General features: G+C 33.8%; 14 protein-coding genes. All 14 read right to left on the bottom strand.

Going from position 1 to position 15839, the window contains the following annotated elements; genetic code table 11:
• Positions 1 to 453: 453 nt before the first annotated feature.
• Positions 454 to 1950 (bottom strand): BglG family transcription antiterminator, encoded by a 1497-nt coding sequence (locus CVN76_RS11195; RefSeq protein WP_157805645.1) that lies wholly within the window; start codon positions 1948 to 1950, stop codon positions 454 to 456.
• A 652-nt stretch (positions 1951 to 2602) separates the two neighbouring features.
• Positions 2603 to 2800: a hypothetical protein gene (locus CVN76_RS11200; protein WP_100531301.1), complete on the bottom strand. Its 198-nt coding sequence runs from the start codon at positions 2798 to 2800 to the stop codon at positions 2603 to 2605.
• Positions 2801 to 2897: 97 nt separating this feature from the next.
• Positions 2898 to 3071, bottom strand: a complete 174-nt coding sequence (locus CVN76_RS30980) for a hypothetical protein (protein WP_157805646.1) — start codon at positions 3069 to 3071, stop codon at positions 2898 to 2900.
• 234 nt (positions 3072 to 3305) lie between these two features.
• Entirely contained in the window at positions 3306 to 4037 is a 732-nt protein-coding gene (locus CVN76_RS11205) for a tyrosine-protein phosphatase (RefSeq protein WP_100531302.1), read from the bottom strand.
• A gap of 1895 nt (positions 4038 to 5932) precedes the next feature.
• The gene (locus tag CVN76_RS11210) at positions 5933 to 6727 is read right to left on the bottom strand and encodes an accessory Sec system protein Asp2 (RefSeq protein WP_100531303.1); all 795 of its coding nucleotides are present in this window, start codon (positions 6725 to 6727) and stop codon (positions 5933 to 5935) included.
• Positions 6696 to 7961, bottom strand: coding sequence for a hypothetical protein (locus CVN76_RS11215; protein WP_100531304.1), 1266 nt, complete (start codon positions 7959 to 7961; stop codon positions 6696 to 6698). The genes CVN76_RS11210 and CVN76_RS11215 overlap by 32 nt, the downstream gene beginning before the upstream one ends.
• Positions 7962 to 9014, bottom strand: a complete 1053-nt coding sequence (locus CVN76_RS11220) for a glycosyltransferase family 4 protein (protein WP_198512541.1) — start codon at positions 9012 to 9014, stop codon at positions 7962 to 7964.
• 58 nt (positions 9015 to 9072) lie between these two features.
• Positions 9073 to 10479: an oligosaccharide flippase family protein gene (locus CVN76_RS11225; protein WP_100531306.1), complete on the bottom strand. Its 1407-nt coding sequence runs from the start codon at positions 10477 to 10479 to the stop codon at positions 9073 to 9075.
• Between the two features lie 347 nt (positions 10480 to 10826).
• Positions 10827 to 11513 (bottom strand): CpsD/CapB family tyrosine-protein kinase, encoded by a 687-nt coding sequence (locus CVN76_RS11230; protein ID WP_100531307.1) that lies wholly within the window; start codon positions 11511 to 11513, stop codon positions 10827 to 10829.
• A 28-nt stretch (positions 11514 to 11541) separates the two neighbouring features.
• Positions 11542 to 12231 (bottom strand): YveK family protein, encoded by a 690-nt coding sequence (locus CVN76_RS11235; protein ID WP_100531308.1) that lies wholly within the window; start codon positions 12229 to 12231, stop codon positions 11542 to 11544.
• A 115-nt stretch (positions 12232 to 12346) separates the two neighbouring features.
• A complete protein-coding gene (locus CVN76_RS11240; RefSeq protein ID WP_157805647.1) occupies positions 12347 to 12811 on the bottom strand; it encodes a DUF4352 domain-containing protein in 465 nt (154 codons plus the stop codon).
• A gap of 40 nt (positions 12812 to 12851) precedes the next feature.
• Positions 12852 to 13529 carry a sugar transferase gene (locus CVN76_RS11245; protein WP_100531310.1) on the bottom strand — a complete coding sequence of 226 codons (678 nt, stop codon included), beginning with the start codon at positions 13527 to 13529 and terminating at the stop codon, positions 12852 to 12854.
• Positions 13530 to 13690: 161 nt separating this feature from the next.
• A complete protein-coding gene (locus tag CVN76_RS11250) occupies positions 13691 to 14434 on the bottom strand; it encodes a WecB/TagA/CpsF family glycosyltransferase (RefSeq protein WP_100531311.1) in 744 nt (247 codons plus the stop codon).
• 310 nt (positions 14435 to 14744) lie between these two features.
• Positions 14745 to 15839: immunoglobulin-like domain-containing protein (locus CVN76_RS11255; protein WP_232732180.1), on the bottom strand; the 1095-nt coding region annotated here is incomplete at its 5' end.

A 15839-nucleotide genomic window follows, 5' to 3' on the forward strand; every position in this document is an offset into this window, starting at 1 on the left:
AAACTGAAGGATGGCAGTGTTCCTGTAGGGGCACACCTCTAGCTCAATCATTCATTTTTTCAGCTACCAAAGTTTGCTGAGTATCCTGAGAAGAGTACCAGAAAGTCAGCAATTTTCGTTTATGATTTTGAATTTGTGTTTTGTGTTTTGTGTTAGGAAGTATCTACAGGCATCCTCTCATGGCCATTAATTTATGGTGGATTGTATCCCCTTAAAACTTCTGTCAGCAAAGCAAGATGACTCATTAACCATCTTGAGTGAACAAAGTAATGATCTGAATGAACTGAAGAGGTAGTCTATTCGTAGCATACTGTAATTTATAAACTTTTCATATTTAGAGGCAGAAAGTAGAAGATCATTGCTCATTGCGTTAAAGAGGTAAGGCATCATGCTTGATTTTTTTGAATCACGTTTGGGAACGGACCGATTCAAACATGAAAAAATTTCACTAGGTCAAATAATGTCATCTTCAAAAGGGTATAAGATATTGGGGTTTAAACCATACCTATCAATAAAATTCTTTCTGGTAAATATCTTGATTTCTTTTAATTCGGAAGGTGTTGGAAATGAAGACACTTTGTATATTGGAATGTGCTCTATATTAATCAATTGCCCTAAGTCAGTAGTTATTAATATATCGAATCCATTTTTTCTAAAGAGTGAATCTATATCAGAAAAGTCCATTACATAGATATTCAGCCGGTTTCCAAAATGATGTTTTAAGACTTCACGAATATAATCTTTCTCGACATATGAACGACAAACTAAAGCCGCTTCTATGACCATCTGATTTTTTTTCCTTAATATAGAAGCTTGGACCAACATGAATATTTCCAAAATCTCGATATCTTCAAAATATATAGAGAACTTTCTCGAAATATCTTCTGCTATTTTTCCAATCATCCCAAATAGAGGGTTTTTTTCGAAATAAGGAACGAATTGCAAAATATTATTTATTCTCGTATCTGTCTTTAGTATCAAATCAAAAGTGATTCCGCGAAGTGTTTGCGCAAATTGGTACATGAAGATGTCGTCCTGGGAAACATCCAAGCCAATTTCTTTTGATAAATTATCAAGAAAATGACTTAAAGGCCTGCCACTGTCCGAATTAAGCTTGGAACGTATGTACCGGAGTTCCTGTGTACGATTTAAAGACATTTCTTCACTCATGAAATATAAAGAAAAAAAGAATATTTCTTGAATTTGTGTCTCCCTATTCGAAATTTTTTCCATGAAGTTGAATAATTTCTTTGATATTTCAAAAGCTTTTGATTTTTCGTTTTCATCGATAACTGATTGCGGGATGGTTACAAAGCAATTATGGGCTATGCGAATGTTAGAGATATGAAGGATTATCGCCAATCTTTGGATTGCCCCCATATGTAAGGAGGTCTTATGCTCCTTCAATAGCTTCAATACTTGTTCTTGAAACTCCTTTAGATCGAAGGATGTAATAAAATCATTTAAATTCCCCGACATATACTCAACATACTGCATAATGAAGCGTCTGACCTTTTTTTCATCTCCAACAATTTTATACGGACTATAAGTTAATTGAACTCCGGCACTTTTCACTACTTCTTCTATTTTCTCTAGTTGCCTATACACTGTGGAACGGCTGATATGAACATGTTGTGTAATATAATTTATGGTTACTCCATTATTAAGAAGAATTAATTCCAAGGTTTGAAAATAGGTATTTTCACTTTTAAGGTGAAACCAAAGCTCTTCTATTGTACCGTTTTTCGGTTTAATTAGTCTTACGCCTTGAACTTCATTTTTTTCAATTTTCCATTCTGGCGGAAGTGTTGTACCAGTATGTAATAAATCCCTCCATAATGTACTTTTTGAATAACCTGTTTTTTTTGAGAGCTCGTTTAAACTGCACCAGGTATCTTCATAAAATAAATGATACATAAGTTCTGAATAACGATCATTAAATCGATTCATACTATCACCTTTAACTTTACTAGTTTTCAAATCTACTAAACAGGCTATAGACACAGGTACATAAGTACCACTAACCATATTCATTATAAAAAAATATTGCCATATACACTACTTACAACCCAAATCTATCACATTTTCTACACGATGTCGTTTCATATGCAACACACGAAATTCGAATTTTGAAACCCAGTCGGTCATTACTTATCCATAAAAATTGAAAAAAAAAACTACTTTAGTTTAAAATACCCTATCAATTCGATCTCATTTCATAGACTACATTCTCCTGGTTACATCAATCATGGCCTGAAAACTGCTACGTATAAGCAAAGTAAAGGCACAGGTAATCAAGAAGAAAGTCACCTTACCTTCCAAAAAAATACATACACCACAAACAAGTATTAATGTCCCAAAAATAAAACAGTGTATTCCATTTTAGAAATTAGCCTATTACTTTAGAATCACTATTTTGAGGTTCACTTTTTTTCACAGTTGCGGTCTTAACAAAATATAAACACCTAAATCTTAGGTGGTTTGCAGAAATGATTAGCTGGAATCTCCAGAAAGAAAAAGACTGCGGAGGGTTCGCTCCAATGCAGTCTGGTCATAGTGGCGTGTGACCTCAATATCTTTCTTGCTGGAAAACACCACGCAATCAGTATTCATAATGGACCAATCTCTTAAGGAGAATCTCTACAGACTCCCCGATCTTTTGTAAATGAGATATAGGCGCTAATTCGAACTTTCCATGCTCACCATCAAGTGAGAAAAGCTCGGCTATTAAATCATTTCTATAGATGTAAATAATTTTATATTGTCTTGATTTATAGATCACCTTATCACCAATCTTCATAAGCTTCCTCTTTTCTATTGCAGAATAAAACAGCCTTCCAAAAATGAAATGGGGCTCAATTCCATTTTCGGAAGGGTAAGATTTTTATCCTATATATTCATGCTGAATCTTCATTATTTGGGACAATGGAATGAAGTTCTATCGCTTTTATATTTTCCACTAACCTTTTTCTTGTACTTTCTATCTCTCTTCCATACAAACCATTTCGTTTGCTTGATAGATACGCCAATTTATCAATATCTTTATAAATCTTTTTATATGTCATTCTCATATTCGGGCAGGCCCCCTTTTGTTTGGAAGGAAGTTTCTTTACTTATTGTTCTGGGATTTTCTAAACTGGATATATGCCTTAGCTCGAACTCTCATTGGTTATTTTGGATGATGCTGCAAGTTCCTTAACAATCGCCGCTATCCCCATATGAATAATAAACATGGCATCCACTAAGACCAATGTAATAAGTTGGTTATAATATATCAAAACCTACTTTTCTCAATTTGAATATATTTAATCAAGCAAGAGTTCCTTAACTTTCATCCCGTACAAAACACTCTCGGCATTTTCATTAAAGACATTCACTACTTCTTTTCCAAAATTCTTTTGAACCATTTTATATGCTTCCTTAAGATGAAAACCTCTTTTCCCTACATTATGAGCATCTGATGCAATAAAATGAGTAAGGCCTGAGTCAATTAGATATTTGGAAAATCTTTTTACTCTCCACCCGAATTTGCCTGTGATGCTCCCAGCTGTTATTTGTGAATACGCCCCATGCCAGATCAGTCTTTCTAAAAGGTAGGGATTTCTCATTATTTCTAGATTCCGCTCTGGATGAGCAATGATTGGTGTGATCCTTTTTATTTGCAGATCGTACATTAATCGCTCAGTATATCTTGGAACATGGTGTGAAGGAAGCTCGAGAAGGATATATTGCGAATCATTCAAAGCTAGGATTTGATTACGATGATAATCTTCCAAAAGTTCATCGGTTATCCTTATTTCCTGTCCTGGCCATACTTTTAGCGGGATTTCCAACTCATCTAGCACTTGATTTAATTTCCTGGTTTCCCCATCGACTTTTTCTTTATCATTATCATATTTCCCCTTATGGTAATGAGGAGTTGCAATGATGTTGGTGACTCCTTGTTCTACTGCTTTTCTCGCCATTTCTATACTTTCCTGGATATTTCTAGCACCATCATCCATACCTGGTAATATGTGACTATGAATATCAATCATTGTGCTCCCCCTTCACCTCAACAATTAAGATGAAATTCATATTCACCAGTATTTGAGCATCTGTAACGGCTAACGGCATTAATCATTTTTTTATAGAGCATTCATTTCCTTAGACCTATCCTTTCCTAGGAATAAGGTACAAAATGGATTCCGTAATTACATACCTATTTTTTATTAGGAGCACTGAAATATTCTTCAGTCTTCCCGGGTATATTGTACTTTCTAAAATGACATTGTACCTTTCTTCATATTTTCTGCGATGACTTGACCAACATCCTTGACATACACCATTTCAGGTTCTTTCGTTATTGACAGGAGTCGGGAACAAATGAAAAGGACATTCATCTCACCCGGACCTTTCATGTCCGTTGTGACTGAAAACCACTTCATATTGGTTATTCCAGTAAACCGTCATCACCTACATCCTTGATCCTGGAAACGTCGAATCCTATCAAAGTATAAATTTAGAAGTATATTGGCACACTGTAGGAAGACCAACATACCCCCATATTCTTTAGTTTTCCCTCTTTATTTTATAATACTTGGCCAATTCTTGCGTTCCATTAATGAAACGCTATGACTCATTTTCAAGCCTAGATTCACTGTTTACCTGTCGGATAAAGAACTGTACTGCCTGTTCTGTTTCACCATATACAAAGTCTGTTTTCACATATTTGGCTGCTATTCACCAAGTAATGCGGTGTGGTTGATTTCCCCTCCAATGCTCGCTTTCCGCGGGACGAGCAATGAGCCTCCCCGGCTTGAACGCCAGTGGATTCTCACATGTCCCGCTACTCGAACCAACCTTTTATAGTTTCGTATTAAAAACAACGATCTTTACGAAAGGAGCTTAAAATGAAAAAAGTCCGTAGAGGACCTTTCCAGAGCAGCCTTCCTACCACTACGTGACTAATCCGGTTAAAAGACAATGTTCAAAAATGACATCGATTTATTACTACAATTCATTTCAGCGTAGAATACCTTTCTTAAACATCTCATAATTGAAACTATCCTTTTCAATTTTGGGATTCTGAGTAGACGAGCTTTAGGTAAAGTAAATGTATTTTATATCAATATACATAAGCCCTATTCCATATTCATTACGATTACTTAGTTAAACCAAGGAACGATCAAAAAAAGAATGGTTAATGAATTGAGGCAGGAAACTCGGTGAAATCTTTCTTAAAGCTAGCAATTATCTTGAACATCACGTTCTTTTTTACTGACATTTTTCATGCGGCAACCCTTGATAAACGAACGAAAAGAGCATGGTTTAAAAAAATTGATCAAAACATGCTCTTACTTTTAGTTGTATTATGCTTAATTTAAATATTCCCATCAGGTGTTTTTAAAACATCTACGACAAGTGGAAAGAATTTGCCTGCTCTCGGATAGCGGGCAGATATGCCTGTTTATTTTGCAGTTAGAATGACAAACCTTCATAAAAAAATGCACTACTAATCTAATTTTGTTTTTTTATGATGTAACTAAGCAATGTCTAGCGGAAGTCATCATTTAGAAACTCTATAGTGTAATATGTATTTTAATTTATCTATTCCTCAAATCCGTCTCTCTTTCGCAAGTTAGAAAAAACTCAATAATAAGATAAACCATTGGACTATTATTTTGCTTACATACTGTCACTGTCTCACTTACCAAGTAAACCACTACAAAATGCAACTTGGTATCAAAGCTTTCTTTTAGAGAATAGCTTCAAAAACCGACGTTCCTAAATATTACCTTATAATAACAATCCAAATTGTAAATAATTGATTATCACACCTTCAGATCCACTAACATATAACTGGTACAAAGCATGAGTACTATTTAATAAAAAAATTACCTATTTCATTTGACTGAATCAAATTTCTAAATCATAATGCTTAGTTGAATTTTCACTTTACTCCGTCAAACTCTTCATATAAAATTTCTTCCATTATCCTCAAGGCAAATGGGGGAAAATGAAATCCAACTTGATCATGTTTGTTATACTCTCCATAATCCATGCGTACTTCGATATTATTTTGCTCTAAAAAATGTTGTAGAGGCACTATATAATCTTCGTACGTATGTTCATTTTTACTAACATGTACAAAAATTCTATTTTTACCTTTTTTCTGTTTTATTGCCTGATAAATGAGATTGTTTAGATCTTCATGCCTTGATTCTCCTTCTTTTCCGGCGATGAATTCAAAAATATTTTTAAATGCCTCTCTATCCAAGTAATCACCAAGTAGCGGCTGAGGTGCCCCAGAAATCGAAGCATAATAATTATATTTACTTTCAAAATATAATGCTGCATATCCACCCTTACTACTACCACATGTTATAACGTCTTGCCTCGTTAGACCAAGTTCTTTTAAAGTATTATCAATTAATTGCACTACTGCATCTTCAATATAGAAATCCATGTTTTCTCCTAGATACCAGGCACCTTTTTTATTGGGGCCGAAATTGTCCAAAATATAAAGCCGATGACATCGCAACCGAGAAAACTTTAAAATATAATTGTATCTAGCTTGTTGACCTTCGCCAGGATAACCTGAAAAAACAACCAATAATTTTTTGCTTTTTTTCTTTTTTACCAAAAGGTATCTAAGATTACATTTTGCCGTTTGAAATACTTTTTCATGAAATAGTACAGAAAACATATAACACTTAATAATTAGCCTTTTTATATATTTTTTCATTCTGCTCTCCTTTGAATTCGTTTTTTTTATAATAATGCAGATTTAGATTCAGCATAAAAATAACGGCAAACAATAACAAAACAATGCCGTTAGAAACAAATACGGAATCTATTGGACTTGTTAACAATGCATAAAACATAGGTAATAATATAAAAAACTTGTCAACTCTCGTCCCTTTGCTATAATTAATAATATTCAGAAATAGCATTACAATTAAAGCTAATAACAAGATGACGCCCATGAATCCAAGTTCGGCAATAGTCATTGCCCAATACGAATCCGTAATGAACGCTGGATTTGTTTTAGAAAGTCCCCATACTTCGGATATATTATACTTCTGATATAAAGGCGAATAATTTAATCTCGATGCATGGGAACCAAATAACCCCAGACCAGACCCAAATGGAAAGTAATCAGTAGCGATTTTAATGGAAGTGCGTAACAGTACCCCCCTAGCCTCATCATTATCTATAAAAAACTGATTCATGGTACGATCTTTAGCAATGATATAAAAAGGAATCCCTGTAAAAATATACATATAAAATGGTATTCTCTTGTAATATACTAATAAAATAAGAACGATAAGTGCAAATAAATAAAAACCAATGGAAGTTGTTCTTCCTGCAGTTACTATAAGAAGAAAATTAACTAATAAATAAGTAATTGGCAACCGTTTCTTATACAAATAGTCAAAATAAGATACTACTACTGTAAAAACGATTATCGTAGTAGCAAACTGCGCTGGATGGGGAAAACCATAACTTAAACTAGGTATTCCCAGCCTTTTATCAAATGAAAGCATAAATGGGTGGACCATATTTAATACATAAACCAGCAAGCATATTAACGAATAACTGTAACAGATCCCCTTAATAATCCTGAAGTCTTTAGCATAATTTCTTTTCATAAAAACTGTTCGGGAAGAAAGATATATAATTACAAACTTCAATAAAACCATTAACGTATACAACTGCAGAAAAACGGTTGAGCGAAGTACAGCAAACATATTGGGGATGAGGGACCAAACAGCTAGAATAAGTGTTAAAGTAATTAAACCTAAATCGACGTTTTTAATAGTCTTTTTGCCATGACTCTCATCCATTAGAGTACTTAATAACGCCCAGCACAATAAGAAAAAGAGTAAAAATTCATCTAAATAATCAAAAATCGATATTTTCACTTTAAGAAAATTAACAAAGGCAACCATGAAAAATAAGTAAATAAACAAATTCATCTAACGAAGTTCCCCTCTATTCATACAGGCTAATTCACCATATAGACATTCCCATTTTTTTAGATAAATACTCATCGAGAATTTCGTTTTTATCATTGAATAGGCTTCTTTACTTAAATCATTACGAGACGTTTCATTACTGAAAAATTCCAAAATGTATAGGGTCATTTGTTTTGTATCGCCTGGTTTAACTAAAAAACCATTTTTTTCATTATGAATGACTTGAGGAATGCCACCTACATTCGTACTAATGTTAGGAACTCCGTTTGCCATCGTTTCAAGTATCGCCATAGGCAGCCCTTCATGATAAGAGGGTAATAAATGAAGCCCCGTTTCTGAATAGATTTTTACCTTCTCTTCCGGCCCGATCCATCCGCCAATGATAACATTACTCAAATTTCGTTTTTTAATTAATTGGCTAACTTCTTTTATATCCCCATCTCCATATAAGATAAAGTTAATTTCTGGGTTTCTTTTAAATACCATTTCTGCGACATCTAAAATATCGTAACTTCCTTTCCTATTACCAATCCTACCAAAGGTCACAATATTTTTAGCATGCACATTATAACGGTTTACTGCCGGGATCATTACTGCATTCTCAATTACAGTAATGGGAGTAATGGTTAATTCTTTAAAAACCATCTCCCATTCCTCACTTAGAACAACTATTGAATCTGCATCATGAAGTGAACTTCTTATTATTTTTTTAAAAAGAGAGGGAGCATTTTTATAAAAGACGTCAAATTGTGAACCATGAATATGTAAAATAACCTTTACACCTTTTTTTCGTGCATATCGTGCCAGCAGCGCCTTGCGGAAAAAACTTCCTTTTTGGGCAACGTGAATGTGAACAATATCAACGCTTTCTTTATCAATCAGCTTTGAAAGTCGTTTAAGTGTCCTAATGAACACTTTACATACATTCCACACCCCTCCCCCCTCCCATGAACTGAGGTAGCTAATTTGATGCTCCTCACTTGCAAAATGAATGGAAAAATTTTTTATAACTGTTGCAATGCCGCCTTTTGCATCAGAATCTGGTCCGATCATTACTATGTTCGCCATAAACTACACCTTTTTTCAATTGAAATTGGACTGGATAACATTCTTAATTTTTCATCATTTTTTTTTTGATCGTTTTTCTATAACCGATTAAAAATTTTTTAATTGGAAAGATATTTATACTAATAAAAATTGCCGCACATATACCTTGCAATAACATAAAATCCCCTGACGTATATGTTAATAAAACGGATTGAAAAATTAGAATTAAAACACTACTAACAAAAATTGCTTTATAACGTAAAAAATCAAAGAGTCTTGTTTCTATAGATCGAATAAACCAAGTAATGAAGAAACTTATAAAAGTAGCCATACAAGCACCGGTTATACCTATAAATGGCACCATCAATACAGTCAAAATGATATTTACAAAGGCACCTATTATCGTAGTTCTCATTAAACGGACAGTCTTCTTTTCCACAATATAATAAGCCTCTAAAAAACTTGATAGACTTAGAAATAGTATCGAAAGCAAAAGCAAAGGAGTATATTGCCAAACGCTTTGATAAGCCTCTGAAAAAATTAAATTCGTCAATGGCTCTATTATGATGATTAGTACACTTGAAATTGTACCTAACAATACAAAATACACATAAAAAATCTGTGCATAAAATATCCTTCCATCACTTCCGGCATTTTCAATCGCAGAAAGATGCCATGCTTGCATGAAGGTGCCGTGAATCAATGAGAGGACACTAGGTATCTTGGAAGCAACTAAATATATTCCAGTAGCTGCTGTTCCCATAAAAAAACTAATGATATACCGGTCACTCATTAACATGACCCACCACATCACTGCATTAGGTATTAGCGGAATGGAGTAATTACTCATGAATTTAAGTGTTTTTAGATCAATCAATCTATAATTAAAAAACGCCCATAATTTACCAACAAAAAAATAAATACACATACTAATGAATACGGTTATTATTTGCGCTAATAGATATCCTTTTATCCCCATACTGAAATTTTTTAAAAATATCACACTGCTCCCGAACAATACAATTGAACTGACGATCCCAATTGATGAATATAGTATTAATTTCCCAATAGCCCTTATATACTGTTGAAAAATCGTATTGATTGACTGTAGCAATAATAGTAGGATGAACATCCAATAATAAATAGTTTGATTAAACATGAGTTCCACAATTGGAGCTGAGCAAATAATTACTCCAGCCATGAGAGTGGGAATTAGCATTGCAGTACTGAAAATCTTTTTTTGATTTTCATTATTATTCACAGAAAAACGGAATAACGCATCTCCAATTGATAATGTACATACAGGTACTAATACCGATATCGCAATAACATATAGGTCAGCTTTACCATATTCTGATGGAGATAAGAAAAAGGTGTAAAATGGTACCATCAGAAAAGCCATGAATTTTGTCCCAAAATTCCCTATACTTATTATTAATGTATTCCAGCCCAGCTTTTGATATCGATTCATTAGACACCTAACTTTCTCTCACCGTTAACTCATGATATATGCAATCTCGCTGCACCTCTTTTAATTTGTAGGCCAGCTCAGTATCTTTTTCGATATTTATATATCCTGTTTGTATGGAACTAATTCGAGTGATGAGCATCAGAAGCTAAAAATGAAAACATATCATGTTTTAGCATTCTCCATGCTGTTTTTTTTGCTTTTCGGAGTGCCACATTTCTCTCTGGGTGAACATGAATAATTTTATCTTTCATTTTTTCAACCTTAATATAAATAAGATAGTACATTGAATTATGGTTCTTGGCCCCATTTATAATCAGTTATGAATATCGACAGTCGGACGACTTTACTTACTTCCCATAGTAATAAGCATCCTTTTTATTTTTATGATCATTTAAAATGGAACAAATTATTTTTCCATTCACTTGTTGCAATACATGTACAGATTTTTTGGCATTAGTTTTACTTGTATAACCACTTCGAAAAACTAATATAGTACCATCAACTAAGGAGGAAATAATTTGCGCATCGGCAACAGCTAAAATTGGCGGTGTATCTATGATTATTTGTTCGTACATTGTTAAGAGTCTCTTAAAGAGTTCTTTCATTTTTTTTGAGCTTAGTAGTTCAGCTGGATTTGTTGATATGAACCCTGCAGGGAGGACAAATAAATTTTTCACTTCGGTTTCTTCAACCGCCTCTTCAAGTTGAATTCTCCCTGTAAGTAAAGCTGTCAATCCAACCGACTTTACTTCGGGGAAAAAATATTGAACAGAAGATTTCCGTAAATCACCGTCAATCAATAATGTCGACTTACCTTGTTGTGCAAATACAACAGCTAGGTTTGCAGAAACAACTGATTTCCCACAATTCGGCTCTGGAGAAGTAACCATAATCGACTTGTATTGTGAATCAATACCCGAATAGTCGATATTTGTTCTTATTACTCTAAAATCTTCAGAAACTAGTGACTTAGGATTTATTTTAGTTATTAATTTATTTTTATTTATTTTTTTTGTAGCTGTTCTTGGTTTCATTCTGCTCTCTCCAAAGTGAGATTTTTCATTAATTAGGTTCATCGATATTCCCGACTACCCCGAATACGGGTATATCAAGTAAATTAAGAATATCTTCTTCGTCTTTTATTTTATTATTCAATAACTCGTACGCACAGGTGGAAATCAAACCAACAACAAGCGCAGTAATTCCGCCAATGAAAATGGCCAATGATTTATTCGGTGTAACCGGAATTCGGTTCTGTGGAACTTCTGCTTCCGATAAAATATTTATATTATCAACCTTCATAACTTTTGATGTTATTTCTTTAAATGATTTGGCCACTTCGTTTACAATTAATGCCGCTTTTTGAGGATTCTCATCTAACACACGAATATTTATAATTTGTGAATTCTCCACATTATCAACAGATATTTTATTTGCAAGTTCATTATAACTATACTCATAATCCAAGGCTTCATTAACGTCGTTTAAAACTCGTTGGCTCTTGATAAGAAGACTATAAGTATTCACTAATCTTATGGCCGCTTCTATTTCTGGGTTTTGCAGTCCCTCTTTTACACTTTCAGATTGAGTAACTAATATCTGATTGCTCATTTCATACTTAGGAGTAACAACTACATAAACCCAAAATGAAGCAATTGAAATACCGGCAATACAAAATATAATCAGAAACAATTTGTGTTTTCTCCATATTTGCACGATGTCTCTTAAACTTATCTCATTATTTTCCACCATCAGTAACTCACCCAAATTTTATTATTTCCGAGAATTTTCTACAGTTTGTATAGTATCGTTACTATACAGAAAAATTAATTGGCAACCTGTGATTCATTACAACAGATACATCCTCTTATCGCTTTCGATCAGGTACAGTTAAATTCCATTCTGCTAGGGATTCTTTTTTAGGTTGGTATATAAATGAAACATTTTTAGTATTCTTTGGGATCTCATAATATCCTGTTCCCTTCATTGATTTTCCAGGGGAAATAACATCTCCAAAATTGTCCGGTTCCATTGCATAAGCTATGTAAATTTCCCCATCTTTATCTTTTACTTTATAATCATGGGCTCCAACTCCATAGTCTGATTTAGAATTGTTTTTAAACTCCATTTCAACTTCTAACATCATCGTATCTTTTTTTCCTGATTGACTGTTTGAAACAACCAGATTCTTTACTATCATATCTATTTTATTGCTTCTAATGGTTTTATTAATGTCACTGTTTTCATCGTTTTTATCCATCGCGCAAGCACTAAGTATAAACATTAGAGCTATTATAAATATTATCGATAAATTTTTATTAAATGGTTTCATGGTTCCTCCTAGTTTATCTCTACTGTATTTTGCCAAATTCTTAATGGGCATCATTTGGCAAAATCATCACTTTTACAGTTCTTAAGATTATCGAAATATCAGTTACTATTGTTCTATTTTTAATATACTGTAGATCTAATTCGACCATCTCCTGAAAACTGAGAGCATTTCTACCACTTACTTGCCACAAACCTGTACATCCTGGTGTTACTAGCAGTCTTTGCTTATCATGAATAGAATACTCCTCAACTTCCCTCGGAAGAGGAGGGCGTGGCCCGACTAAGCTCATGTCTCCTACTAATACATTCCAAAATTGCGGCAATTCGTCAATGCTTGTTTTACGAATGAATTTTCCGACTTTCGTAATACGTGGATCATCCTTCATTTTAAACATTGGACCGGCAATTTCGTTATGCTGCACTAAATTTGGCAAGCGTTTTTCGGCGTCTATTACCATAGAGCGAAACTTGTACATATAAAACTCTTTTGCATCTTTCCCTATTCTTACTTGCTTAAAAAAGATGGAACCATTAGGATTTTCAAGTTTTACCAACAGTGCTACTGTAATGATAATTGGCAAAAAAATGATCATCCCTACTAATGCTCCTAACACATCAATGGACCTTTTAACTATCAAGTACACTTTTTTATCATTAATCTGTTTTAGTGAGAGAGGCAAATTCTTATCATCTCCACCAAATAATCTAACCGATTCCATTCTTTTTTTTCCTCCTACTTGTGACTTAAAAATGTCCAAAGGCCATGCATATCTATCAATAACTCTCTTTCTTATCTAACTGATTCAAAATAAAACATTACAATGGATAGTTATAGATGACTTCATAGAAACATAGGACCTGGAAATTCCCAATTTTATTCTTATCGTTTATCTTTCTTAAAAAAACGCTCTCTATAAACAAGCCATAAAAATGTGAAATTACCTATAAAATAACGTTTAAACATACGTCTTGGCTCTTGTATAAAACGAACAAACCACTCCATACCTATTTTCTGAACCCATTTAGGTGCTCTTTTTACATTGCCACTTAGCACATCAAAGCTTCCACCGACTCCCATAACAAAAGGGACATCCATTTGTTGTAAATGCCGTTTTATCCAAAATTCTTTTTGGGGACTTGGAAATGCTACAAATAGAACATCCGCAGATGATTTCCTAATATCCTCTGCAATTTCACTGGATTCTTCGTCTTTAAAATAACCATTACGATATCCTGCCACCATTAGATCAGCATGTTTATGTTTAGCCGTTTTAACTACATTTCGTACAACTTCTTCCGTCGCACCTAAAAAATAAACTCGATACCCCTTTTCACTGCAAACCTCTAAAAGTTTTACAAATATATCCACACCTGTCACACGTTCTACATTTGAATAACCTAGTATTTTTGCCGCTAATACAATAGAAATCCCATCTGCATTGATCAAATTACATTCGTTTATAATGCGACTTAATTCTTTATCTTTTCGCATTTGATTAATTTTATTTGCATTTAGGACAACATGTTGTGTCGGAGTATGGCTTTGTATTATTTCATTAATCGATTCAATTGTTTGGTCAAAAGACAAACAATCGAGTTCACTTCCTAATAAATTAATTCTCAATCTAACTCACCTTAAGTCTTTATTTTTCAAGATCTTCAAGATAGCTTTAAAAATCCTTTTTATGAATTGGCATCCATCTTTTGCAATCCTCCCTCTTTGAAAAAAGAAAAGGATTTCTATCATTTGATAGAAAAAAGAGAGTATTAGATAAAACACTCTTTTTCAAGTGCCTTATCTATAGATATCGTATTAAGATAAATTACTCTTTTTTATCTACCCCCTTATCCTTTCTATGATAGGACAAGGGGTTTTACAACGAGCTGAAACTTGTTGAAAAAAGGCACTTTTTATATTTCTACCTATTTATTCTTTAATTGATCGTAACTTTTTGTTCTACTAGTTTTTTATTGTTTATAGAGTAGGCAGTGATTGTCACATTATCTGTCTTAGAAGTGATTTTGTCCCATGCATAGAACGAAAAATCACCATTTGATAGTGTTCCTCCTGTATATTCTTTGTCGTTGATTTTTACTACAATATACTTAACATCACTCCTATACGTTCCTTTAAGGAAAGTGTCCTGTCTAAAACCAAACGGATTTACATTTAACGCTGCAGTCGTGAATATTTGTATTGTACTTTCTGCGATTTTGTTTCCAGCTTGATCATAACCAAATACAACGACTTTATCTGCCGCACCTGTGACTTTACCAAACACATAGATACTGAATGTACCGTCTGGATTTAAGGTACCACCTCTATATTCAGTTCCGTTCACACTATAGCCTAAGCTCTTGATATCACCTGTGAACTTACCCGTTAAAAACGATTCTTTGTTTAATTGATAACCATCTGGTGTTAACGTTCCTTTTCCAATTGCAGGAGCCTTCACCTTCACCGGGCTTTGTTTAATCTTGTTTCCATTTCTGTCGTAAGCATATACAATAACTGTATCTGTGGATGCTTTTATATTATTTAATGCATAAACCCGGAAAGTACCGTCTGGATTCATTGTTCCACCTTTATACTCCACTCCATTTACACTATAGCCTAGACTAGAAATTTCACCTTTGAATTTACCAGTTATGAAACTATCTGTATTGAGATTAAAATCATTTGTTGTCAGTTCTACCGCTAATAAAGCTTCCGCTTTATCCACTAGATCTTGAAGACGTTCTTTTTCTTGACCAGCTGGTAATTTATTGACTGCTGCCTGAGCTTCGTCAACCGCGGCTTGATTGGTATTTCCTTTCAATGTGTCGAACTTGTTATCCGTGAACAGGTCTTCTACTTTTTTCTTGGCATCAGCTTGGTCTTTTTCTGCTTGTTCTTTTTTCTTCAATAAATCCTTCGCTTCGTTCACTAAATCTTGTAAACGGTCTTTTTCCGCACCAGCTGGTAATTTATTGACTGCTGCCTGAGCTTCGTCAACCGCGGCTTGATTGGTATTTCCTTTCAATGTGTC

The organism is Bacillus sp. mrc49 (genome assembly GCF_002803435.1).